This is a genomic window from Candidatus Omnitrophota bacterium, assembly GCA_030688425.1.
GTDB lineage: Bacteria > Omnitrophota > Gorgyraeia > Zapsychrales > JANLHA01 > JAUYIB01.
Map to the genome: position 1 here is coordinate 161,711 of JAUYIB010000031.1, position 24,903 is coordinate 186,613.

Sequence of the window (24,903 nt, forward strand, 5' to 3'; positions counted from 1 at the left end):
GGTTGATGGCGCATGGTTAATAGCTACGGCAAAAAGCGGAAAAACGTATTCGTGTTATTGCCCCGGAGCCCCTTGATCCGCCGCCGGTTGTCCCGGATCATCCGATTTGTTCTCGTCCTTGTCGCCGAACGACGCGATGCTGTTCTTCCCTTCGGTGATCAAGATCAGCTTCGGCCGGCCGGACAGCGTCAATTTCTTGTCGGCGGCGCTGTAAACGGCCTTTTCCGCGAACGTCTTGTTCTCGCCCTGCGTGATCTCCACGTGGCCGATGCAGACCATTTCCTTGATCTGGTTGGTCTGGGCATCGAAATACACCTCGACCCGGTCCGCCTTCAACTCACGGCCTGTCTGGACCGCCACCACGTTCTCATTGAACACCGCGATGTATTTGGCCTGGTCGATCTCCAGCGTCCCGTCGCAGGTGATCGTCACCGTGTCGGTGCCGGCCGTCTTTTCCTCGGTCTTGACCTCCACGGTCACGTCGCTGTTGAGCTGGGCTATTTTCAATTCCGGATGCGCGACCAGCCCCGTGCCCGTGGCCGTCATGCGCTCGTCCACGATCGTGACCTTGTCGTTTGTGGTGACCAGGTCTTTTTCTTTCTGCCAGTCCAGGGAATCCGTCTTGAGGTTCGAGCCGGTTTCCGACGTGATGACGACGTCCCGTTCCAGATGAAGGTTGCCGCTCGCCTTGTCCATAGTGCCGTTCTTGGCCTTAAGGTTAACGTCCTGCTCGCCGTATTTATTGGCGTCAATGTTCGTGAGCTTGATGATGTCCCCGGCGATATCGGCCGTGTCGCCCTTGACGTCCCAGGCCTTTTCTCCTGTCTCGGTGTAACCCTGCAGATTGAACCCTTCAAACTGCTGGACGCCGGCAGGGGCGGGGGCAGCCGTTTCCTCCGCGAAAACCGGCGAGGACAAAGCAAGAACCAGAAAAGATACAGCGAAAAGCTCCATCCATCGGCTTGGCATAGACGTCCTTATGGTTTTTCGAATGTTGCCAGGGCCTTTTTCCAGGTGCCCTGGGCTTTCATGATCAACTCAATCACTTCGCGCACGGCCCCCTGGCCGCCGGGATTCCTGGTAACATAATCCGCCGCCTTCTTGGCTTCCTCAACGGCGTTGGGGACGGTCACCGCCAGCCCGACGCGATTGAGCACAGGCAGGTCCGGCAGGTCGTCGCCCATGTAACAGACTTCTTCGTCTCTGACTCCAAATTCTTTGAGCATGTCCTCATAGGCCGTTGTCTTGGGGAACGCGTCCTGATAAACCTTGTGGATCTTCAGGTCCTGGGCGCGGGCCGCGACCGCCGTGGCCGAGCGGGCCGTGATGATGGCGGTCTTGTACCCGAATTTCTGGAACACCACGATGCCGAACCCGTCCTGGACGTTGTAGATCTTGGTCTCTTTTCCATCGCCCTGGACAATGATCTCCCCGTTGGTCAGGATCCCGTCGACGTCCATGGCGAGGACTTTGATTTTTTTGAGATTGGATATTGGCGGCTTCGTCTTCTTAATCATCCCCATCAATATTTTTTCTTCCATCATCGATTTTCCATTCTCTATCTTCGATTTTTACTGTCCCGGCTCGCTAACCGCAAAGCAGGGCAAAACGCCGGGGCTAATGGTTGGGCCCCTCCGGGCCAAACCACCTGAACACAATGACCGGGTTCGCGCATATGCCTTGCGCCGCCCCCCTTCGCGGGAACGTCCGCAAGTCATGTGTCCACTAAAATAATCCCGCCTTCAGCAAATCCTGAATGTCCAGCAAGCCCACGCAGCGGCCGCTGGAATCCACCACAGGAAGCTCGTCGATCTTGCGGTCCTTCAAAAGATTGAACGCCTCGACGGCCAGTTTGTCCCTGCCGATGGCCGTGGGCTTGCGCGTCATGACCGAGCTCACTTTTTTGCCGAGCAGGTCCTTGTCGGTCTTCAGATGGCGGCGCAGATCGCCGTCGGTGAATATCCCGGTCAGCCGGCGCTTGCCGTCCACGACGCAGGCCGACCCGCACCGGGCCCGCGTGATGGAAAACAAAACGTCTTTGACCGCCATCCCTTCCCCGACCGCGGCGTAATCGCCCCCCTTGCGCATGATGTCTTCGACCTTCAGCAGAAGGCGGCGGCCCAGCGCGCCGGCCGGATGATAAAAAGCGAAATCTTCTTTGCGGAATCCCTTGCGCAGGATCAGGCACGCGGCCAGGGCGTCGCCCAGGACCAGCATGACCGTAGTGGACGCCATGGGCGCAAGGCCCAGGGGGCAACCTTCCGTCTTCACACCGACGTCCAGCGCCACATCGCTGAAGCGGCCCAGGCTGGATTTGACATTGCCTGTGAGGGCGATTGTCTTGCAGCCGATCTTTTTAATAAGAGGAAGAAGCCGGGTGGTCTCTTCGGTCTCGCCGCTGTTGGACAAGACCATCAGAACGTCCCTGCGCGTCACCTGCCCCAGGTCCCCGTGCACGGCCTCGGCGCTGTGCACCCAGATGCTCGGCGTGCCCGTGGAGGAAAAGGTCGAGGCGATCTTGCGGCCGATGATTCCCGTCTTTCCCATGCCGGTGGTGATGACCCGCCCTTCGCATTTGACGATCAGGTCGACGGCTTTCAGAAAACGGGCGTCCAGCCTGCGCGCCAGGTCCTTGACGGCCTGGGCCTCGATCGAAATGACATGTTTGGCTTCTTCAAGGGACATCTCAGGACTTTCTCACGATGCGATGAATTTCTCTAAGGGTCTTCAGCAATCCCGCCGCGTTTTTGAGCGCGATCATATTCGGTCCGTCGGAAAGGGCCTTTTTCGGGTCCGGGTGGACTTCCAGAAAGACCGCGTCGCACCCGGCCGCGATCCCGCAGCGGGCCAGCAACGGGATATATTGCGACGTCCCCCCCGAAGCCGTGCCCAGGCCTCCGGGCTGCTGGACGCTGTGCGTGGCGTCGAACACGACCGGATATCCGGTTGTTTCGCGCATGATCGCCAGCGACCGGAAATCCGTCACGAGGTTATTGTACCCGAAACTCACGCCCCGCTCGGTCAAAAGGATATTGCGGTTGCCCGTGCTTTCGATTTTTCTCACGGCCTGCTTCATGTCCCAGGGCGCGAGGAACTGTCCCTTCTTGACGTTCACGGCCCGGCCTGTCCGCCCGGCGGCGAGCAGCAGGTCCGTCTGCCGGCACAGGAACGCCGGAATCTGCAAAATATCCAGAACGCCGGCCGCGGCTTCCGCTTCCTCCGCCGAATGGACGTCGCTCAAAACAGGCAGGCGTAATTTTTCCTTGATCTCCCGGAGAATGGCAAGCCCTTCGCCCAGCCCGGGGCCGCGGAACGATTCCACCGATGTCCGGTTGGCCTTGTCGTAACTGGCCTTGAAAATATACGGGATCCCCAGACGGCCGGTGATGCGCTTGAGTTCCGACGCCACCTGAAACACCAGCTTGCGGTTCTCGATCACGCACGGCCCGGCGATCAGCACGAACGGGCGCCCGGCGCCGATCTTCACATTTCCGACGGTAACGATCCTGTCCATCTTATACCCCCGCCAAAAGCTTTTCGACCTTTTGCAAATCCTCGGGCGTGTCCACACCGACCGACTCGTAATTGGTGACAACGGTCCTGATCTTATAACCCGCTTCCAGCGCCCGCAGCTGCTCCAGCCGCTCGATCTGCTCGAGCCTGGACGGCGGGAGCCGGGTGAATGTCCTCAAAAAACTTTTCTTATAGGCGTACAGCCCTATATGTTTGTAATAAACGACGTTCTTGGAGCTTTTCTTGTCCCGGATGTAGGGAACCGGCGCGCGGGAAAAATACATCGCGTGCCTGTTCTGGTTGATCACGACCTTGACGACGTTGGGGTCACTTAACTCGTCCTCATCCTGGATCGGCTTGATGACCGTGGCCATGGGACACTCGTCATCCTGGATCAGGGCCTTGGCCAGGTTGTCAATGACGCTCGGGCGGATCAGCGGCTCGTCGCCCTGGATGTTCACGATGATGTTGGCGGGGATGTTCTCGACCGCCTCGGCGATCCGGTCGGTGCCGGAAGCGTGCTCCGGCGAAGTCATCACCGCCTTGGCCGAAAAACCTCTGGCGGCCTCTACGATCCGTTTGTCGTCGCAGGCGATCAGGACCTCGTCCAGCAGGCGGCACTTCTTCACCTGCTGCCAGACGTGCTGGATCATCGGCTTCCCCTTGATCTCCGCGAGGATCTTGCCTTCAAAACGGCTGGAGGCCCAACGGGCCGGGATCATGCCGATAATCTTCACAGATGGTCTCCAAATCCGCTGATAAAAATGTGTTAAGCGTCCCTACAGGGTCCCGGCTGCCTTGCCCCGCGCAGCGTTGGGGGCAAGGCAGCCGGGATGTATATTTTCTAAACCGCCACCGCGGCCTTCAATTCCGCCGGGGTAACGGCCGCAACACCCATCTTGCCGACCACGATGCCGGCCGCAAAGTTGGCCAGTTCCGCGGCCTCCCACTTGGCGGCGCCGGCCGCCAACGCCAGGGTGAAAACAGAAACCACCGTGTCCCCGGCGCCGGTCACGTCAAAAACTTCCTTGGCGCGGGTGTGGATATGCCTCGGCTTCTTCCCTTTTTCAAACAGGCACATCCCCTGCTCTCCCAGGGTCACCAGGAGCGATTCCAACCGCAAGAATTTTAACAATTGCTGGCCGGCCTTTTCCACATCCGCCACGGATGTCAGCCGGTCGCTGGTCAGGCCAAGTTTGCGTGTGTCATGGTGGGTGATCTTGATGTTCCGGATGGCGTTCTCGGTCTCTTTTTTGTTGGGAGTGATGCAGGTGACGCCTTGATAAAACGAAAAATGCTCCACTTTAGGATCAACGTTGATGATCTTCTTCTTGCGCAGGGCCAGACGGCAGACCTCGTGGACCAGGGGCGCGGTGATCATCCCCTTGCCGTAATCGGACAAAATGATCCCGTCTAAGGAAGTGATGTTCGCCCGGACATACTTCAAAATTTTATCAAGCGTGGGGCCCTCACAGGCGTGCTGGGCGTTTTCCCGGTCCAGCCGGAGGACCTGCTGGTGCTGGGCCATGATCCGCGTTTTCAGAATGGTGGGCATCCGGGAATCTTTAAAAATCCCCCGGACAGGGATCCCCTGCTTTTGGATCCCCTGCAAAAGGACCTTGGCTTCATGGTCAGCCCCGACCCGGCCCATCAGGGCCACGTCCGCGCCCAGGGCCTTGAGATTGCTGGCGACATTGGCCGCGCCGCCCGGAACAAACGAGGGGCCTTTCTCCTGCAGGACAATAGGAACAGGCGCTTCAGGTGAGATCCGGGACACACTGCCCTGGATATACTGATCCAGGATCAAATCCCCGATCACAAGGATTTTCTTTTTTTTAAGACTTTCGATTATCTGATAAAAACGGTGCACAAAACGGCTCGCTGGAATATAAGTGATTGTTTTTCAAGGAGTAAACGAATCCGGAGAAAAATCCGAAAACCGTTTCGAAGGGTTGATTCTAACATAGTTTAAAAATCCCGTCAACAGCTTCCAGAACTTCCGAGACAGGAACAAGATCCAAATACGCGGATTCGACCGCATCCTTCTTGCCGAAGGATTTCTGCCCCAGGAACGGCGTCACAACGATTCCGGATTTCGGGCCCAGGGGCTTCCAGCGCTCCGGGTTGATGCCCGGCTGATTTCGGGTGAAAATCGATATGACCGGCGTTCCTAGCGCGTCCGCCACATGGACCGGGCCGGAATCATTCGAGACCAGGACCCGGGACCTCTTCAAGACCCCGGCCATCTGCCCGACCGTTGTCCGGCCGGACAAGTCCACGGTTCTTGACCGCACGCGGGCGCGCATCTGCTCGGCCAGCGGCCTGACGTTGTCCGCGCCGATGATGATAGCCGCGGTCCCGTATTTTTCCCCGAGGATGTCCAGCAACTCGGCAAAACGCGCCACGGGCCATTGCCGGGTCGCGTCGCTCGATCCGGGGTGAAGAGCCACTGTTTTTTGCGGATCCAGGCCTTCCTGCCGGAAAAAATCATCCGCCCATTTTTCCGATTCCGGCTGGACCGGGATGAACGTCGAAAGTTCTCCGCCGGGAATGCCGAGCCCCTGGAGGACATCCAGACAATACTGCGCCTCATGTTTCAAACCCAGGTGCCGGGCGTCGGCCAAAGGCATCGTCAGAAGAAAGCCGAACTTTTTGTTGCGGAACCCGGTCCTCAGAGGAATTCCGGCGAAAAAACACAGGCTGTTCGTGCGCTTCTTCGTGTGATAGATGATCGCCGCGTCAAATTTCCGGCTTCGCAGTTCACAGGCAAGCTTCCAAAACCCGAAGAGACCGGCATGCCGCCCCTTCCGGTCGTCCAGCAGGACCTCGTCCACATCCGGATGCCCTTGCACCAGCTCCCTTGTGGACGGGGCAACCAGGATGGACAATCTTGCCCGCGGATAAGCTTTCCGCAGGGCGCGCAAGGCCGGAGTCGTCAGGACAACGTCTCCCATGCGGTCAGTGCGGACAACCAGAATGTTTTTCAAATTTTCCATCAAGGTCTCGTCCTTCGTCAGGCCATTCGGCCGTTCACTCTCGCGATAGCGTCCAAAACCGCCTGGTCCGGGATCAGGCGGACATCCTCCCCGCCGGAGCGGACCACCTCGTGCACCCGGCCCCAGGGCCCGTAACGGGCGGGGTCCGTCGGGCCGAACAGGGCCACCACCGGCACGCCCAGGTAACTGGCCATGTGCAAGGGAGCGCTGTCATTGACAACCGCCATCCGGCAGAGACTGAACAAATACCCAAGCTGAAGCAGAGAGATCCGGCCGCTCAAATCCACGGTCCTGCCCTTAAGCATCTGCCGGATGCCTTGCACTGTCTCCCGGTCGTTCCCGTCCCCCACAAAGACAACCGTCATCCCGTGATCGCGCTCCAGCGCCCGGGCCACGGCCGCGAACCCTTCTTCCCTCCAGCGTTTCTTGTGATCGGCGGCGCCGGGACTGAGAACAGCCAACGGCCTTCCGGCCGGCGCTTCCGCGCGCAGGATTTCATCGACAGGCTTCCTCTCCCCGTCCGGAATATGCAGGGCCAGCCGGTCCTTGCTTTCCGACTCAAAAGGATAAACCGACATCAACCGGCGGAGATGCTGGCGCAGCATATGTTCGGTTTTGTCCCGCGCCAGCAACAGCGACGTCCGGTACCGGGCGCCGGCAAGGAAGGGGATCGCCGAATTACGCAGATCCACGGCCAGGTCAAAACGCTCCCGCCGCAGTTCGCCCATCCATTTCAGCGTGACAAGGCCGGGCTGGTGTTTGTTATAAATGTACAGCTTGTGCAGGCGGGGGTGGCCCTTCAAAAGGAACTCCCCTTTCGGGCCGACGATCATCGACAGCCGGGCCTCCGGGAAATCCCGCAGGAGAATATCCAGCACGGGAAAAGTCAGGATGATGTCCCCGATGTTGGTCAGGGAGACCATGAGGATTTTTTTGATATTCTCCGGATGAAAAGACATCGCGCTCACCATGCAGGATCAGACAGGCCGCCTGCCGTCCAGACATCGGAACGCGGCCTGCAGCACATCATCGGGTTTGACAGATTTCATGCAGACATTGTCGGGGCATTCCAGGTAATAACACGGCGCGCGGTTGCAACCCACGTCATTGATCAGCGGTTCGCAACGCCCTGCCCCCCTCGGCCCGGTCACTTCCGGCCGCGTGGGGCCGAAAATCCCGACCACCGGAGTCCCGGCGGCCGACGCCAGGTGCAAAGGCCCGGAATCGGCGGAGATCACCACAGAAGCCCGGTCCATCAGGGCCAAAAGCTGTTTCAAGTCCGTCTGTCCGGCGAGGACCACAGGCCGGCGGCCGGATCTCCCGGAAATCCATTCGGCGTCAGGCGCGTCTCCCTTTCCACCCGAGATCACCACCCGGAGCGACCGCGCCTGCAGGCCCTCCGCAACCGGGACAAAATTCTCTCTGGGCCAGCGCTTGAGGTCCCAGTTCCCGCCGACGTGAAAGACCGCGATCCTGTCCGTGTCCTCAATGCCTTTCGAAGATAGGAGAGATCGGACCGACTTTCCCGCTGGAGCCGGGACAGCCAGCCGGCAGGTCCGGTCCGGTACCGTCCATCCGATCCCTTCCAGAAGCCCCAGATACTGATCGCTCCGGTGCCGGTCCTCCGGCAGAGGCTCGACGGAAGACGTCAAAAACCATCGGCCCTTCCGCGCGGTGCCGATCCTCGCCGGGATCCCCGCGGCCCACGCCAATGTGGCGCGGCTCAGGGACGGACGCAGAAAAAACGCCGCGTCGAATTTCCGGCGGCGCAGTTCGCGGATAATGCTCCCCTTCCCCAACAGTCCCCTGTGCCGGCCTTTCTCTTCATAAACAAGGATCTCATCCACGTCCGGACAGCACTCAAGGATTTCCGCGACACGCGGGACAGCGAGACACGAGACCCGGGCGCCGGGACAATTCTGTTTGATGTTCCGGAAAACCGGCGTTGAAAAAATCACGTCCCCGAGCCAATTGACGCTGGAGACCAAAATATTTTTATAAGTGCCTGCCATGCGAATCTTCCCAATAACAAATTCAACAAGAGAATAGAGGGCCGGGGCAGTGTCCCGCGCGAGTTCCCTGCCTGCCGGCAGGCAGGCGCAGCCCGAGGCTTTCATTTCTATTGAAAAAAGCCGAGGAGCGAGGACTGTCTGAGCACGGGATACTGCCCCGGCTCTCCAACGCTACCCTAATTCACATTTCTACCCGTCGACGGACCTGTAAACATCCAGGGTCTTCTCCACCATCTGCTCAGCGGAGAAGTTTTTCCGGATAAACTCGCGGGCCGCGCTCCCGAACGCGGCGGCCCGGGCCGGGTCCTGCAAAAGCCCGGCTATCGCCTCCGCCAGCGCGGCCTCGTCTCCCGGAGGGACAAGCCGACCGGTCCTGCCGTCTTCGATGAGGCTCGGCAATCCTCCGACGCGGGACGCGACCACCGCCAGCCCCGCGGCCTGGGCTTCCATGACCGAAAGCCCCAGCCCTTCCTGCAGGGACGGCATGACAAAAACGTCGAATCCGGTTAGAAACTCCCGGGTCCGGTTGACCGAGGGATGGAAACGGACCTTCTGCTCAAGACCCAGGGCCTTGACCCGGCTCCTCAGGACCTCCTCCTCGCGGCCGACGCCGACGATCATCAGCACGGCGGCCGGGACTTTTTTCAAGACCGCGGGCATGGCCTTGATAAGAACGTCATGGCCTTTGACATCCGACAGGCGGGCGATGATGCCGATCACTTGATTGTCCTGCAGGCCCCACGCCGCCCTCGCCTCCCTCCTCCGCCCTTCCGGAAGGACGAACGAATCCACGTCGATGCCGTTGGGGACGAGCGCGATCCGGTCCTGCGCGACACGGAAATCCTTAGCCAGATGCTCCCGGACCTGCGGGCTGATCGCGATCACGCGGTCTCCCCAGAGGGGAAACAGCCGGCGGAACAGCCGTGGCTTGAAAAATCCGTGACAGGTCGAAACAAACGGCGTCCCCGTCATTTTCTTCAGGCAGGCCGCCATGACCTGGGTCACGCGCGTGTGCGCGTGGACCACGCTGATGTTCTGCTCACGGACCACCAGCCGCAATTTCCCTGCGGTGAGATATATCTTCGGGTTCAACTCCGACTTCGTACGGATGTTTTCGGTCAGGCACCGCACGCCGCACGCCGCGAAATCGGCTTCCTGGTTGCCGCCGGAAGACGCCAGCCACACCCCGTGCCCCTTGAGGACCAGTCCCCGCGACAGGGTCAAAAGATAACTGGTGATCCCGCCGGTGTTCACGTGGGTTGTCGTCAGCAGAATGTTCATACGCTCACGGTCACAAAACGTTTGACCTGCTTGAAGACTTCTTCGGGCGTGATCTCCTTCATGCAGGCGTGGGTCAAGATCTTGCACGCCGGACTGTAGCACGGCTTGCAGGCCATGGACTTTTCCATGACCACGTAATCCTTGGCCGGCGGGACGTGCCGGGCGGAATCCGTCGGGCCGAACAGCGCGATGAAAGGCACGCGCATGGCCGCGGCGATGTGCATGGGCGCGGAATCCGGAGAGATGTAGACGTTGCAGCGCTTGATGAGCGACGCCAGCTCCATCAGGTCCGTCTTGCCGATAAAAACCGCCGGCTTGGACTTCGCGAGCTTCAAAAGGCGGTTTGCCGCCTCACGGTCCTTTTCGATCCCGGTGACGAGAACCCGGACATTCTCCCGGCCCAGCATGTCGCACAAGGCGGCGATGTGTTCGACCGGCCAGTTCTTCGTCTCCCACTTTCCCGAGGCCGCGATGTTGATCCCGACGATCTGCGCGGTGCTGCCCATCCATTCCGAATCGAGCAGGACCTGCGCGTGGGCGTGGTCCCGGGACGACGGCCACAAATTCAAATTCACGTCCTTGCGATACGGGATGTCCAGCATGCGCAGGACCTGGAACTGGTGTTCCACCGGAGGAAGTCGGGGGTTGGGGTCCTTGACCGGGCGGTTGAGAAAAAAGCCCAGCTTCTTGAACCCGTTGTTGTAGCCGTAGGTGTCGCGCGCGAACAACAGATACCCCAAAAAATGACTGCGCGCGTTGTTCTGGAAATCCACCACTTTGTCGAATTTATAATCCCTCAATTTTTGCGCCAGCCGGACAATCCCCCAGAACCCGCCGTCGCGGCCCTTCGTGTCCCAGGGGATGACGCCCTCGAGGTAGGGACATCTCCGCAGGACCTGCCGGGCGTCCTCCCCCACCAGGCAGTAAATCTTGGCCAGGGGGAAACGGTCTCTCAGCGCCTTGAGCGACGCGGTCACCAGGATCACGTCCCCGATCGAGCTGAGTTTGATGACGAGGATGTGCGTCATCTCGAGCAATTCATGGTAGACCTTCAGGGTCTGCCCGGCCATGTGGTCCAGCGTGTATTTCTGCTCCAGCTTTTTGCGCGCGGCGGCGACGAGATGGGACGCGAGCTTGCGGTCGCTCAGGACCCTCAGCACGGCCTGGGCCATGGCGTCGGGGTCCTGGGGCATGACCAGCAGTCCGGTCTTTTCGTGTTCAATGATCTCCATCACCCCGCCCACTTCGGTGGCGACAACAGGCACGCCGACGGCCTGGGCCTCGACGATCACCCGGCCGAAGGACTCCGGCTCAATGGACGCCATCACCAGCACGTCGGTGTTGGCAAGCAGTTCCGGGACGTCCCGGCGGTTGCCGAGGAATTCGACATATTCCTGCAGGCCCAGCCGCTGGACAAGGGTCTCCAGGTCCTGCCGGTAATTCTCCTTGCCTTCCGGGGCGTCGCCGATGATCCAGATCTTCACATACGGCCTCTGCCGGACCACCCTGGCCATGGCCTTCAAAAAATAAATGTGCCCCTTGAGCGGCGTGATGCGGCCCACGATGGAAATGACAGAATACGGACGGTCCGAGGTGTCGGGCTTCCGAACCGTGAACCGGGAGAGATCCACGCTCCGGGGAATGCAGCGGATGCTGTCCATCGAGACGCGAAAATCCTCGATCATGTGGCGGCCGATCACCTCGCTGGGCACGATCACCAGTTTTCCCCACCCCATCACCCGGCTGGGGAATTTATTGGAATAATATCCGTGGCACGTCGTGATGAACTGGGCGGTCGTGGAACGGCAGGCGAAATACGAGACCCAGGCCGGGACGCGCGACCGGGCGTGGACGATGTCGATCTTTTCCTGCCGGATGATCTTGCGCAGGGCCATGACGCACCGGAAGGCGACCCAGGGATTTTTGCGGTGGACCGGCAGGGCGTAATGCCGGATCCCTTCCTTGTCCAGCTCGGCCACCATGGGCCCGCCGTTGGACACCACGACGGACTCATAGCCGTGCTTCTTGAGATATTTGGCGAAGTCCACGGTGCCGGTTTCGACGCCGCCGACGTTCAGTTCGGGAAGGATTTGGAGGATGCGCATATTCTTAATTCCTGTGAAATGGACCCCGGCTGCCCCACCGCTTCGCGGGGCAAGACGGCCGGGGTTAATTCCTGCCTGCCGGCAGGCAGGCGCACAGATCATTTGCGTTCGCTAACGCTCCGCAAATGATGTGCTCATTAAATGACCTGTTTGACGGCGGCCAGGATGATTTCGTAGTCATCCAGCTTTTTCGTGCTGATCTTTTTCTTGGCGACGTCGTATATCGTCCGGCCGATGTCCTTGACGTCGGCGCTGACGATATAGCCCTGCGCCTGCAGGCGGTCCAGGAACGCGATGTGCTTGTGCGGCCGTTTCCCCTCGGGATTGCGGACCTGGATCGGGAACACGATGGTCTCTTTGCCCGAGCTGGCCGCCTCCGACACCATGGAAATGCTGTCCCCGGACACCACCAGGATGTTCGCCAGCCCCAGGATCCCTCCGACGGCCTCAGGGACGTTGTGCCGGTTGGCCAGGATCAACAGCTCGCAGCAGGGGTGCTTCTTGAATTCCCTGGCCAGGATATTTTCCACGCCGGACGCGGTGCGCCGCGACGTGGTCATCAGGACCTCGGCGTTGAACTCGTTGGCCACTTCCTTGATCTGGTTCATCACGGTGCGGGCGTACGACTCGGTGAATTCGTAATCCTTGGTGTCGCCTCCCAGCAGGACGCCGATCTTGATCTTCCCGCTGTATTTCAAATGCGAGTACCGCCGGGTCAGCAGCCGCGCCTGTTCTTCCAGGTATTCCGGTGAAATCAGGTTCGGCGCCCCCTTGGTCACCGCCACCAGGGACGTGGTCTCCTTCGGCGCCTTGTCATGCTCCGGAAGGATCACAAGGTCAAAACGGTCATAGGACAACAGCCCCGGCCTCATGATAACGATGCTCTTGGCCAGGAAATCGTTGGCGAGCAAAAAATTCACCGCCGCCAGCGAGGAGCCGCAGGAGATCACAAAATCGGCCTTGCACGACAAGAGTCCCTGGCAGGATTCCGGCCTCAGGAACCACCGGAGCATTCCCGCGCGGCCGTGGAAAAAATAGCTGTTGGCGAAAAGACTGATCAACGACATCAACCTCTGGAACCAGCGGTTCCTGAACACAACGTCCTGGACCACGGCCGACGACGTCACGCCCCGCTCCGCCAGGGCCTTTTCGATCGTGGAGGCCACGGCCTGGGACTGGCGCAGGTGCCCGGTCCGCCCGTCGTTGAGGATCAGCGTCACCGATTCCTTGGCGTATTTCCATATCTTGTAAAACCACATGTATTCCGCCGGATATTCCTGGATATATTTTTCCATGTTCGCGGTGACCTTGCGCAGATTCGAGACCACGTCCGCTTCGCCGTCGTCGGTCTGGTCCAGGACCATCGGCTCATGGATGATCAGCCGGTGATACGGCCCTTCGCTCTTGCCTGTCCGGACAATGACCGCGAAACAGATCGGGACCCCCATCTTGATCCCGATGCGGATCGCGCCGGACGACATCGAGGCCTGGCGCTCAAAAAACGGGACCAGGACCCCGTCCCGCCCGCCCTGGTCCACGACCATGCCGATGATCTCGTTGTTCTTCAGACTCTTGATCAATTCGCGCGTCCCCACCCCCCGCTCGATTACCACCGACCCGCCGCAGCCCCGGTAATCGTTCAGCAGCTGGTCCAGCCGGGAGTATCGTTTCTGCGGCTTGACGATGACCTTGTACTGACGGCTCAGCATGGCGCAGGCCACGCTGGACAATTCCCAGCTGCCGAAATGCATGGCCAGAAGGATCAACCCCTTGCCGCCCTTGAGGGCCGCCTCGGCGTGTTCCCGTCCCTCGATCTGAACGTACCTTTCATAGTTGGCGGCGTTCAACAGCGGAAGACGGAGCAGTTCAACCAGATTCTGCCCGTAATTCCCAAAGACCTGCTTGGCGATGGACTTGATTTCCGGGTAGGATTTGGTCTTGGCAAAGGCGGCCTTGATGTTCGCGTAGGCAATGGAACGGTGCTTGAAATCCCCGTAATAAGCCAGCCGGCCGATGCCGCGCCCGACGGCCAGCGCGGCCGAGACCGGCAAGATCCGGACAATGGCCCCAAAGGACTTAACGAGCCAGTAAATGATCCACTCTGCGAAGAAATTCATCGTACCCCTCTGTGATGCTGATGGTGATCTTCAGTTCAAAAATTTTGAGGCCCTTCAGTTCCGGCACAGGCGCCTGCATCACTTTAACGGCGTCCTTGGACGTCGTCACCAGCCATTCCACACCGGCCTCGCGGCAGCCGCCCGCGATCAGTTCCCAATCGCCCGGCGTATACCAATGATGGTCCTCAAAGGCGAAAAATTTTTCAACCTTTGCCGACTGCTGTTCCAGGGTCTTGCGGAAACCCTCCGGGTCTCCGATGCCGCAGAACGCGGCGATCCTGCGGCCTTTCAGCGCGTCCAGCCCGACCACCGGGCCGCCGGACAAAGGCGCGAGCGCCCTGGGCCGGTGGACCGAAACAACGACCGTCGCCGACGGATGGATCAGGCGGACCCGGTCTTTCAGATCATAGATCCCCGGCCCCGACAAGTCGGCCTTGGTCAGGACAACGACGTCCGCCCTCTTCAGAGACGACAGGGGCTCCCGAAGGATCCCCCGCGGAAGAAGATGCCCGTTGCCGAACGGGTTCCCGCTGTCCACGACAACGATATCCAGATCCCTGCGGACGCGCCATTGCTGAAAACCGTCGTCCAGAAGAAAAATATCAACGCCCGGATTTTTTTCAAGGAGATTCCCGGCCGCCCGCGCCCGGTCTCTGCCAACCTCCACCGGAATTCCCGGCAGGGCCTGCCGCAAAAGCAAAACTTCGTCGCTCTCCCCGTTGCCGGAACCGCCGGCGCGCCGGGACCCGTAACCGCGCGTCAGGACCGCCGGTGTTTTTCCCCGGCCCGCCAGAGATTCCGCGAGGAATAAAACCAGGGGCGTTTTGCCAACGCCGCCCCACGTCAGATTGCCCACGCTGATCGCCGGCCGTCCGAGGGTTTGCCGCTTGAAAAGCCCTTTCAGGTAAAGGCCCCGGATGAGCCCGGAAAGGCAGGCATAGCCCAGGGACAAAAGCCACAACAAAGGATGCAACCACGCGCCCCGCTTTCCCGTTGGGTCGGCGATGACGCTGTGGAGATATGCTCGGGGTTGGAATGGCATTGGGTTTTGTGCGATGGTTCGCAAGTCTCATTTACCCTGCTTCGCAGTCATTCGCTCGCAGGCTCGCTCATGCTACGCAGGATGAATTCGGCCTCAAATTTATGCCGCATAACGGCATAAATTTGGGCTCTTCTATACTCATTCATCCCGCCTCTTGCTGCGCAAGAACCGGCGGGATGAATTCGGCCTCAAATTTATGCCGCATAACGGCATAAATTTGGGCCTCATTCATTTTACACAAAAATCATTATAATACGAGTATTGAAATAAATATTGCTTTATTACGGGGTCAACGGGGCAGGAGACTGGAGATGGTGTCCAGGGCGCGCTGGGTGGCTCCCTGGCATTTGCTGATCACGGCTTTGGCCGAACCGCCAAGGGCGGCGGCGCGGTCGGGATGCCGCAGAAGTTCTCTGAGCGCAGAATACAATTCCTCCGGGCCGGAGACCTGGACAAGGGCATCCGCTCCAAGGAAGAGCTCCGTGACCTGGCGGAAGTTTTCCATGTGCGGGCCGGTGAGGATCGGCTTGCCGAACACCGCCGGCTCGATGATGTTCTGCCCGCCGTGCCCGCGCAGGCTTTTGCCCATGAACACGACCGAGGCCAGGCCGTACAGCGGCCGCAAATGCCCGATCGTGTCCACGACCAAAACCGCGCCGGCCGGGACAGGACCTGACCTTTTGGAAAAGAAAACCGTCTGAAAGCCCCGCGATTCCACCAGGGCCGAGACCGGCTTGCCCCGTTCGACATGCCGGGGCGCGACGATCAAACGCAGGCTCGGGAACTCTCCGCGCAGACGGGCGAACACATCCAGGACGATCTCCTCTTCCCCCGGGTGCGTGCTGCCGGCGATCCACACGGCCTCATCGGGCTTGTACCCGAAATCCTCCCGCCGGTAACCGTCCTTGTCGGAAAGTCCGTCGAATTTGATGTTGCCGAAAATCCTGATCTTGTCCACCGGCGCGCCCATCTCCAGGATCCGGGCGGCATCCTCCTCTGTCTGCATGCCGAACACGGTCACCGCCTGAAGGACCCCTTTAAGGAACATCCGGACCTTCCGGTAATTCCGGAACGACTTTTCCGAAATGCGGCCGTTGACCAGCACCAGCGGCACGCGGTAATCCGAGAGGACGGCGAACAGGTTGGGCCAGATCTCGGTCTCGGCCGAGAGATACATTTTCGGGCGGATCAGCCGGACATATTTGCGGGCCGCCCAGCTGAAATCCAGCGGGGCGAAGATCAGCACGTCATCGCCGGACAATTTGCTCTTGGCCAGCTCGTATCCGGTGCGCGTGACCGTGGACAGGACGATCCGGTACCTGGGGAAGACCGATTTGATCCTCTGGATCAGCCCCGCGACCGCCAGAACTTCGCCGACGCTGACCGCGTGGACCCAGATGTTCTCCCTCTGGCGCAGGTCATCGGCAAGGGCTTTGGGGAAAGCGCCGAACCGCATCCCGAGACCCGCCGGCCATTTTCCCCGCGCCACCGCGACCGGAAGATACACCGCAATGAAGATCAGGTAAACAATGTCATACAACAACGCCATAGTCCCTCACCTCTGTCACTGCGTCTCCTCACGCCCTCGGATGCGCCTTCTCGTAAACGCTCTTCAACTTTTCCGTGGTCACGTGCATGTAGATCTGGGTCGTGGACAGGTTCACGTGCCCGAGCAGTTCCTGGACAGACCGCAGGTCCGCCCCGCGGTTCAGCAGGTGTGTGGCAAACGAATGGCGCAGGACGTGCGGGGAGATATTCCTGTTGGCCGACGTCAGCTTGATGTATTTGTGCGCGATGTTGCAAACGCTCCGCGCCGACAGCCGCGTTCCGTTCTTGTTCAAAAAAAGCGCCGAGCCCCGGCCTTTGCGCTTTTTCAGGTACTCCCGGACCGCCTCGACGGCTTTTTCGCCGACCGGCACCAGCCGCTCCTTCTTCCCCTTGCCCCGGACCTTCGCCAGATTGCCGATCAAATCCACGCTGTCCACGTCCAGCCCGACCAGTTCGCTGACGCGGATCCCGGTGCCGTAAAGCGTCTCCAGGATCGCCTTGTCCCGGGAGCCCATCGCCTTTACCGTCGATGGCGAATCGATCAGCTCGGTCATTTCCTTTTCCGTCAAAAATTTCGGGAGCGTCTTGTCGAGCTTGGGCGTCTGCAGAAGCACGGCCGGGTTGTTCTTGATAAGCCCTTCCCTCTGGAGGAAACGGAAAAAACTGCGCAGGGACGAAAGCTTGCGGGCCATGGTGCGGGGCCTGTGCTGGCGGCCCTTCAGCTCGACGAGGAACTTCCGCAGATGGAGATAATCCATTTTTTCAACGGCCATCTCGCCGCTGAATTTAAAAAACTCTTCGAGGTCAAGCCGGTAGTTGAGCGAGGTGTGCGGGGAATAATTTTTTTCGATCTCGATGTACGAAAGGAATTTTTCCAGATACCTGTTCATGGGGGGTCCCCTCTTGCGACAGGCCGGAACGAAAACGTCAGACGGCCGCCCCGCCTCCGGGCGCCGGCGACGCGTCGCCGGGCAGCTCATTGGCGGTATAGGTGCACTTGGGATACCGGCTGCAGCCGTAGAACGCGCCCCGGCGGGAACGGCGCTTGGTGAGTTCCCCGTCGCAGTCGGGCAGGGGGCATTTGATACCGGTCGTGATCGGTTTGGCGTATTTGCACTCGGGGAAACCGGAACAGCTCAGGAACTTTCCGCGTCGGCCCCATTTCACGACCATCTTGCGCCCGCAATCGGGGCAGTCCATGTCCACGAACTCCTGGGTCTTCTCGATGGTGTTCATGGCGTAATCCAGCTCTTCCTTGAACGGCTTGTAAAACTCGCTCAAAAGGCCGACGTAATTCAACTGTCCCTCTTCCACCAGGTCCAGCGACTCTTCCATCTTGGCGGTGAACCCGATGTCCATGATCTTGGCGAAATATTCGACCAGCAGATCGCAGATGCGCATCCCCAGTTCCGTCGCCGTAAAATACCCGCGCTCCCGCAAAACGTAATTCCGCGCGACCAGCGTCGAGATGATGGACGCGTACGTGCTGGGCCGCCCGATCCCTTCCTCCTCGAGCGCCTTGACCAGGCTCGCTTCCGAATAGCGGGCCGGCGGCTTGGTGAAATGCTGGGTGGGCCTCACCTCGACCAGCGCGAGGGGGTCGCCCTTCAGGTAATGAGAAATATCGACTTTGCCCTCTTCGTCCTCGACGTCCCGGTACAGGGTCAGATAACCGTCAAAGACCAGCGAGGAACCCGACGCGCCGAACTGGAATTTTCCGGCGTTGATCTCAATGCGCTTCTGCTCGAACACGGCGGGCATCATCTGGGAGCTCACGAACCGCTTCCAGATCAGGGAATACAGCGCGAACAGATCGTCGGAAAGAACGCGCCGCACGTCTTCGGGCTTGCGCAACACGTCGGTGGGCCGGATCGCCTCATGGGCTTCCTGGGCGGACTTTTTGGATTTATACACATTCGGCGAGGACGGCAGGTATTTCGCGCCGTAAGATTCTCCGATGAACCCGCGCACCTTGTCCACGGCCTCCTTGGCGATGTTGACCGAGTCGGTCCTCATGTAGGTGATGAACCCGACGGTCTCGCCGTCCCCCAGGTCGATCCCTTCATAGAGCTCCTGGGCGAGCATCATGGTCCTGCTGGCGTTGAATCCGAGTTTGTTGAAGGCGTCCTGCTGGAGGGTGCTGGTGATGAACGGCGCGGACGGATTTCTCCGGACCTCTTTTTTGGAAACGTCGGCGACCTCGAACGACTCGGCCTTGATCTGGTTCGTCAGGTCTTCGGCCTCCTGCTTGTTCTTGATCTCCGGTTTGACGCCGTCGATCTTTTCCAGCTGGGCGGTCAGAAGGTCTTCGTAGCCCTTTTTCTGCAGGTCCGCCGCGATCTGCCAGTACTCCTGCGGGACGAAACCAAGAATGGCCCTCTCTCGCTCGACGATCAGCCGCAGGGCGACCGATTGGACCCGCCCGGCGCTCAGCCGCGACCCGACCTTCTTCCACAACAGTGGGCTGATCTGGTAACCCACGATGCGGTCCAGTATCCGGCGGGCCAGCTGCGCGTTGATCTTGTTCATGTCGAACTTGCGCGGGTGCTCAAAGGCCCTCTTCACCGCCTCTTTGGTGATTTCCTGGAAGGTCACGCGGTAGATCTTTTTGCCGTCGCCGATATGATTGACGATGTTCCAGCCGATGGCCTCCCCTTCGCGGTCGGGGTCGGTGGCGATATAAATTTCTTTCTTGGTCTTGGCCTCTTTTTTCAGGGCGGTCAGGACCTTCTGTTTCTTCCGGACCACGATCCATTTGGGCGCGAAATCGGCCTCGACATCCACGCCCAGCTTGGATTTCGGCAGGTCGATGAGATGCCCCATCGAGGACACGACCTTGAACTTGTCCCCCAGGATCTTGTTGATGGTCTTGACCTTGGCGGGAGATTCGACGATGACTAAGGCTTTGGACATAAATGAATGCATGAGTTATGGAAGTCCCGCGCAAGCGGGACGACATAACTCATTTGCATGAATTTACCCCGGCGGTTTGCTTCGCCCGAAATCGTGAAACGATTTCGGCGGTTGAAGCAGCCGGGGGGATTACTTAACTTCCCTTAGAAGCCCGGACGAAAAATTTCCCGGGCAGTTGTTTGACCTGACGCTGCAATTCCAAATCCAGAAGGGCCGGCAAAAGGTCCGGCCCGGACAATCCGCTTTTTTCGCTCAACGCGTCCACATGGACCGGTTCCGGACCCAAATACTTCAAAATTCTGTTTCCGCCCGCGGCCTGTTCCGGCGCCGGCTGCGGCTCTTTCAGGCATTCCCGCATTTGCGGGGCCAACTCTTCCAAAATGTCTTCGACACACCCGGCCAGCTTGGCGCCTTCCTTCAAAAGCTGGTGCGCGCCTTTCGCGTTGGGTCGGTCCACAGGGCCGGGAACGGCAAACACCTCGCGCCCCTGCTCCAGCGCGAACTTGGCCGTCAATAACGCCCCGCTCTTCATGGCCGCTTCCACAACGATCACGCCCAGCGAAAGCCCGCTGATCACGCGGTTGCGGCGGGGAAAATTGTAAGGCATCGGCTGGGCCTGCATGGGAAACTCGGAGATCACAACCCCCGTCGCCGCGATCCGCTCGAACAACGGCTTGTTCTCCGGAGGATACACGCAGGCGAGTCCGCTTCCCAGAACAGCCGCCGTGCTCCCGCCGGCCCTCAGCGCGCCGCGGTGCGCGGCCGTGTCGATCCCGCGCGCCATGCCGGAAACGATCGTGATTCCCATCTCCGCCAGCCGGACCGAAAAACGCTCCGCCATGCTCATCCCGTAGACCGAGGCCAGCCGCGAGCCGACAACAGCCAGCGACAGCGGGCGGCAGACGCGTAAATCCCCCCGGGCATAAAGGACCACGGGAGCGTCCGGAATTTCTTTAAGCTGAGCGGGATACAACCCGTCTTTTTCAAGGACCAGGGTGATCTTGTTTTGCGTGATTAGATTATATTCGCTTTTCAGAAACTTGTCTTTGGGAAATTCGGAAATCTTGCGGGCCGTGTCCGAGGGCAGGCCGGCTTCGGCCTGCAGGACGTCCTTCCCAAGCCCCAGGACCCGTGCGGCAGAGCCGAAATACCCGATCATCCGGCGCAGGCGAAGGTTGCCGACATCAATGGCGTTCAGAATTAAACACGCCTCATGCTCATTCATATCTTACCCCCAACCCCGCCACCACAACCCCCGGGGTTGTGGTGGTCCACTCAATCGAGTCTAAGATTCTTGCATAACGCCACGATCTCGTCCCCGACCTCTTCCCAGGTCTTGGCATCCGTGTCAACCGTGTGATCGGCCTGGCGATAGGCCGGTTCCCTCTCCTTCAGTAACTCCGCGATCTTTTTCTGCGGATCAGGGACATTCAACAGCGGCCGTTTCACCTGCCCCTTCACCCTGCGGTAAACCCATTCCGGGCTTGTCCGCAGGTAGATCAGGACGCCGTTTTTCTTCAAGGCGGCGACGTTTTCAGGGTCCAGGACAATCCCACCCCCGCAGTCAACCACAACCCCTTCTTCGCAGACGATTCCGGCAACGACTTCCTTTTCCAGAGCGCGAAAATGCTTCTCCCCTTCGTCACGGAAGATCTCGGCAATGGACTTCCCGGCTTTTTTCTCCACAAGGTCGTCCGTGGACAGGACCCGCCGGTTGAGCTTCTTCCCCAGGTCTTTGCCTGTGAAAGACTTGCCCGACCCCATAAACCCGATCAAAACAATATTCTTTTTCATGGCCCGATTGTAACACAGGGTTCTAAGAAGTGTCAAATTGCGAAAAAAATGGGGAAAACAGGGGAAAACGCGGGGAAACGGCACAGCGACTTACAATTTTTTAGTTCTTTCGATCTTCAATCTTCTCTCTTCTATCCTCAAAAAATAGCATACCCGCTCAAGGCCCAGTTGACGATCCGCTCACCCATGAACAGGCTGATCATGGCGGCGAGGACCAGGAACGGGCCGTAGGCGATGACGCTCTCCTTGGTCCTGATCTTTTCTTCGATACCCCAGACAGCGCCGAAAAAGGGCGCCAGGAAAAACGTGAGCAAAGCCAGCTTCCAGCCCAAGAACGCGCCCATCATGGCCAACAGCTTGACGTCCCCTCCGCCCATGGCTTCCTTTTTGAACATGAGCTCCCCCAGCAATCCCAGGAAATAGATCAACCCGCCCCCGACCAGCGCCCCGATCAGCGATGCGTCCAGACTGAGCAAATAAGGCCAAATCCCATCCCCCGCGCGGTCTTTGGCCACATTGGTCGCGAACGCGAGCGCGCCTTCCAGGCCCAGGAAGATACCCAGGAGAAGCATGAAATTCTTTTCTCCGTCCATGTCCTCCTTGCTCAGAGTCGCGCGGTGATAATACAAACTCGCCAGGTAGGCCGCCAGGCATATCCCCACGACCGCCCACATGAAAATACGGCCGGCCGAGATCAGATAGAACGAGGCGCTGTGCAGGCCCGGGATCACGGCGCTCAAGGCCAGCCCCGCGAACATCCCGCCGACGCTGATCTGGTCCGGGATGATCTTGTGTTCCCAGTCCACGAACGTGGCAATGATGAAACAGCCGAGCATCACCAGGTACGCCCCCAGCAGGGGCGTGAGCCCGAACGCTAAATAAAATCCCAAAAACCCGCAGGCCGTGACGAATTCCACCAGCGGGTAACGGAAAGAAAATCTCTCTTTGCAGAAGCGGCACTTGCCGCCCAGGATGAACCAGCTCAGAATCGGAACATTGTCATACCACAAAACCGGCTTCCGGCACTTGAAACAGTGCGAGCCCGGCCAGACGATGGACTGGTCCAGCGGCATCCGGGCAATGCAGACGTTCAGAAAACTACCGATGATCGCGCCGAGAATAAAAAACAAACCTCCCCATATTTGAGGCTCTGTCATATGACCCTTTCCTGTTCCAGACTCTGCCTCATTTTGGCTTTCACGTCCGCTTCCAGCGGGACACCGGCCCAGTGCTGAAAGGCCAGCACACCCTGGTAAAACAGCATCCCCAGGCCGTTGCTGGTCCTGGCGCCTTTGGCCTTGGCCCTGCGCAGCAATTCCGTTTCCTTAGGATTATAGACCACGTCATACACCAGCATGTTGGCGTGCAGAAGGTTCTCGTCCACCAGGCACGGGTCGCCCTCCTTCAGTCCCACCGAAGTTGTATTGACCAGCAGGTCCGCCAGCTCCACGTTCAAGTCGTCCATCTGGTCCACCACTTCCACCAGGCCCGTGTCGATCTTTTCTCCCAGCCGGGCCACAAGTTCCCTGGCCTTGGCTGTGGTCCGGTTGTAGATCTTGATCGCCGCCGGCTTTTCCGGCAAAAGGCACAACGCCGCGAGCACCGCCCGCGTGGTCCCGCCCGCGCCGAGGACCGCGATTCTCTTGCCGGCGGTCGAAATTCCCATCTCCATCAGGTGCGTCAAAAATCCGGGGCCGTCCGTGTTGAACCCGGTCAGTTTCCGGTCTTCGTCAATCACAATGGTGTTCACCGCCCCGACCCGGATCGTGAACGGGCTCAGGGCGTCCAGGAACGGGAGCACTTTCTCTTTATAGGGGACCGTCACGTTCAGGCCGAAGACAGGGCTTTTCTTCTCCTTGAGGTGCGTGAAAAACGACGGCAGTTCGGCCTCCTGAAGCGGAAACGTCTTGTAGACCGCGTCCACCCCGAGGGCCTTGAAGGCCGTGTTGTGCATCAAAGGGGACAAGCTGTGTTGAAGGGGGTAACCGATAATGCCGTAGGTTGAGGTGTGTTCTGTCATGAGTTGTCCCTCCCCCTCGCGGGGAGGGGAAATTCTCAATCAAATCATTCCCGGTTGGCGAGAACTTTGTTGACCGCGTTGATATAGGCCTTGGCCGACGCCACGATGATGTCCGTGCTGGCGCCGTGCGCGATGACCTTGCGGCCCCGCAGTTTGACCTTGATGGTGACCTCGCCCAGGGCGTCCTTGCCTCGGGACACGGACTGGATCGAGTAATCCAGCAGTTCGCCCTTCATCCGGGTGATGCTGTCGATCGCCTTGTAACAGGCGTCGATGGGGCCGTCGCCGGTCAGGGTCTTGGTGTATTTTTTCTTTTTCGACTGCAGGACCACCTTGACCTTCGGGGTCCTGTTCGTGCCGCTGGCCGTTTCCAGGGCCACCAGCGACCAGGTGTCGTCCACCATCTTGAATTCGTCTTCCACGATCGCCTTCAGGTCCTCGTCAAAGACTTCCTTCTTTTTGTCGGCGACCTGCTTGAACCGCTCAAAGGCCTTGTCGATGTCCTCTTCCTTCAGCTCGATGCCCAGCGCCTTGATCCGCGCCTTGAACGCGTGGCGGCCCGAATGCTTGCCCAGGACCAGGCCGGTTTCCATAAACCCGACGTCTTCCGGCCGCATGATCTCGTAAGTGGAACGCTCCTTCAGCATGCCGTCCTGGTGGATGCCCGACTCGTGGCGGAAGGCGTTGGCCCCGACGATCGCTTTATTCGGCGGAACGGGAAAGCCGGTGAGCTTGCTGACCAGGCGCGAGGCGCGGCAGATCTCCTGCGTGCGGATGTTGGTCGAACAGCCGTAAAAATCACCGCGCGTCCGCAGGGCCATCACGATCTCTTCCATCGAGGCGTTGCCCGCGCGCTCGCCGATGCCGTTGAGGGTGCATTCCACCTGGCGCGCGCCGTTGCGCACGGCCGACAAAGAGTTGGCCACGGCCAGACCCAGGTCGTCGTGGCAGTGCACCGAGATCACGGCCTTGTTGATGTTCGGAACGTTGTTCTTGATGTCCGCGATCAGCTGGCCGTATTCCAGCGGCGTGCTGTAGCCGACGGTGTCCGGGATGTTCACGGTCGTGGCCCCGGCGTTGATCACGGCTTCCAGGATTTTATACAGAAAATCTTTTTCACTGCGGCTGGCGTCTTCCGGCGAAAATTCGACGTCGTCCCTCCTGTCACGGGCGTATTTCACCGCGTCCACCGCCATCTGCATGATCTCTTCCTTGCTCTTGCGCAGTTTGTGCTCCAGATGGATCTTGGACGTGGCCAGAAAAACGTGGATGCGGGCGCGTTTGGCGTCTTTCAACGCGTCGGCCGCGGCGTCGATGTCCTTCCTGATCGAGCGGGCCAGCCCGCAGATCGTCGAGCCGTGGATATGGCGGGCCACGGTCCGGACGGAGCTGAAGTCGCCGGGAGAGCTCACCGGAAACCCGGCCTCGATGATGTCCACCCCCAGACGCTCCAGGGCATAGGCGATCTCCAGCTTTTCCTTCTCGTTCATGCTGGCGCCCGGCGCCTGCTCTCCGTCGCGCAGGGTCGTGTCGAAAATCATCACTCTGTCGGCATTGTCCAT

21 protein-coding genes are annotated in these 24,903 nt (G+C 59.6%); all 21 read right to left on the bottom strand.

Going from position 1 to position 24,903, the window contains the following annotated elements:
- Positions 1-54 precede the first annotated feature (54 nt).
- Positions 55-969 (bottom strand): LPS export ABC transporter periplasmic protein LptC, encoded by a 915-nt coding sequence (gene lptC / locus Q8Q08_12620; GenBank protein MDP2654856.1) that lies wholly within the window; start codon positions 967-969, stop codon positions 55-57.
- A gap of 8 nt (positions 970-977) precedes the next feature.
- The gene (locus Q8Q08_12625) at positions 978-1,517 is read right to left on the bottom strand and encodes an HAD-IIIA family hydrolase (protein MDP2654857.1); all 540 of its coding nucleotides are present in this window, start codon (positions 1,515-1,517) and stop codon (positions 978-980) included.
- Positions 1,518-1,725: 208 nt separating this feature from the next.
- Positions 1,726-2,685 carry a KpsF/GutQ family sugar-phosphate isomerase gene (locus Q8Q08_12630; GenBank protein MDP2654858.1) on the bottom strand — a complete coding sequence of 320 codons (960 nt, stop codon included), beginning with the start codon at positions 2,683-2,685 and terminating at the stop codon, positions 1,726-1,728.
- A 1-nt stretch (position 2,686) separates the two neighbouring features.
- The gene (gene kdsA / locus Q8Q08_12635; protein ID MDP2654859.1) at positions 2,687-3,514 is read right to left on the bottom strand and encodes a 3-deoxy-8-phosphooctulonate synthase; all 828 of its coding nucleotides are present in this window, start codon (positions 3,512-3,514) and stop codon (positions 2,687-2,689) included.
- A 1-nt stretch (position 3,515) separates the two neighbouring features.
- A complete protein-coding gene (gene kdsB / locus Q8Q08_12640) occupies positions 3,516-4,250 on the bottom strand; it encodes a 3-deoxy-manno-octulosonate cytidylyltransferase (GenBank protein MDP2654860.1) in 735 nt (244 codons plus the stop codon).
- Positions 4,251-4,357: 107 nt separating this feature from the next.
- Positions 4,358-5,383, bottom strand: a complete 1,026-nt coding sequence (rfaE1, locus tag Q8Q08_12645) for a D-glycero-beta-D-manno-heptose-7-phosphate kinase (protein ID MDP2654861.1) — start codon at positions 5,381-5,383, stop codon at positions 4,358-4,360.
- A gap of 88 nt (positions 5,384-5,471) precedes the next feature.
- The gene (locus Q8Q08_12650) at positions 5,472-6,509 is read right to left on the bottom strand and encodes a glycosyltransferase family 9 protein (protein MDP2654862.1); all 1,038 of its coding nucleotides are present in this window, start codon (positions 6,507-6,509) and stop codon (positions 5,472-5,474) included.
- A gap of 17 nt (positions 6,510-6,526) precedes the next feature.
- Positions 6,527-7,468, bottom strand: a complete 942-nt coding sequence (locus Q8Q08_12655; GenBank protein MDP2654863.1) for a glycosyltransferase family 9 protein — start codon at positions 7,466-7,468, stop codon at positions 6,527-6,529.
- A gap of 18 nt (positions 7,469-7,486) precedes the next feature.
- Positions 7,487-8,521, bottom strand: a complete 1,035-nt coding sequence (gene waaF, locus Q8Q08_12660) for a lipopolysaccharide heptosyltransferase II (protein MDP2654864.1) — start codon at positions 8,519-8,521, stop codon at positions 7,487-7,489.
- Between the two features lie 189 nt (positions 8,522-8,710).
- Positions 8,711-9,802: a glycosyltransferase family 4 protein gene (locus tag Q8Q08_12665; GenBank protein MDP2654865.1), complete on the bottom strand. Its 1,092-nt coding sequence runs from the start codon at positions 9,800-9,802 to the stop codon at positions 8,711-8,713.
- A complete protein-coding gene (gene pelF, locus Q8Q08_12670) occupies positions 9,799-11,907 on the bottom strand; it encodes a GT4 family glycosyltransferase PelF (GenBank protein MDP2654866.1) in 2,109 nt (702 codons plus the stop codon). The genes Q8Q08_12665 and pelF overlap by 4 nt, the downstream gene beginning before the upstream one ends.
- 137 nt (positions 11,908-12,044) lie before the next feature.
- Positions 12,045-14,024: an ELM1/GtrOC1 family putative glycosyltransferase gene (locus tag Q8Q08_12675; protein ID MDP2654867.1), complete on the bottom strand. Its 1,980-nt coding sequence runs from the start codon at positions 14,022-14,024 to the stop codon at positions 12,045-12,047.
- A complete protein-coding gene (lpxK, locus tag Q8Q08_12680) occupies positions 13,984-15,066 on the bottom strand; it encodes a tetraacyldisaccharide 4'-kinase (protein ID MDP2654868.1) in 1,083 nt (360 codons plus the stop codon). Before lpxK ends, Q8Q08_12675 begins: the two co-directional genes overlap by 41 nt.
- Before the next feature lie 289 nt (positions 15,067-15,355).
- Positions 15,356-16,615, bottom strand: coding sequence for a 3-deoxy-D-manno-octulosonic acid transferase (locus Q8Q08_12685; protein MDP2654869.1), 1,260 nt, complete (start codon positions 16,613-16,615; stop codon positions 15,356-15,358).
- Between the two features lie 28 nt (positions 16,616-16,643).
- Positions 16,644-17,504: a tyrosine recombinase XerC gene (gene xerC, locus Q8Q08_12690; GenBank protein MDP2654870.1), complete on the bottom strand. Its 861-nt coding sequence runs from the start codon at positions 17,502-17,504 to the stop codon at positions 16,644-16,646.
- 37 nt (positions 17,505-17,541) lie between these two features.
- Positions 17,542-19,527: a type I DNA topoisomerase gene (gene topA, locus Q8Q08_12695; GenBank protein ID MDP2654871.1), complete on the bottom strand. Its 1,986-nt coding sequence runs from the start codon at positions 19,525-19,527 to the stop codon at positions 17,542-17,544.
- 133 nt (positions 19,528-19,660) lie between these two features.
- Positions 19,661-20,752, bottom strand: a complete 1,092-nt coding sequence (gene dprA / locus Q8Q08_12700; GenBank protein ID MDP2654872.1) for a DNA-processing protein DprA — start codon at positions 20,750-20,752, stop codon at positions 19,661-19,663.
- A 50-nt stretch (positions 20,753-20,802) separates the two neighbouring features.
- A complete protein-coding gene (locus Q8Q08_12705) occupies positions 20,803-21,321 on the bottom strand; it encodes a shikimate kinase (protein ID MDP2654873.1) in 519 nt (172 codons plus the stop codon).
- A gap of 137 nt (positions 21,322-21,458) precedes the next feature.
- Positions 21,459-22,478, bottom strand: a complete 1,020-nt coding sequence (locus Q8Q08_12710) for a prepilin peptidase (GenBank protein MDP2654874.1) — start codon at positions 22,476-22,478, stop codon at positions 21,459-21,461.
- Positions 22,475-23,341, bottom strand: a complete 867-nt coding sequence (gene aroE, locus Q8Q08_12715; protein MDP2654875.1) for a shikimate dehydrogenase — start codon at positions 23,339-23,341, stop codon at positions 22,475-22,477. Before aroE ends, Q8Q08_12710 begins: the two co-directional genes overlap by 4 nt.
- Positions 23,342-23,385: 44 nt before the next feature.
- Positions 23,386-24,903 carry a 2-isopropylmalate synthase gene (locus tag Q8Q08_12720; GenBank protein MDP2654876.1) on the bottom strand — a complete coding sequence of 506 codons (1,518 nt, stop codon included), beginning with the start codon at positions 24,901-24,903 and terminating at the stop codon, positions 23,386-23,388.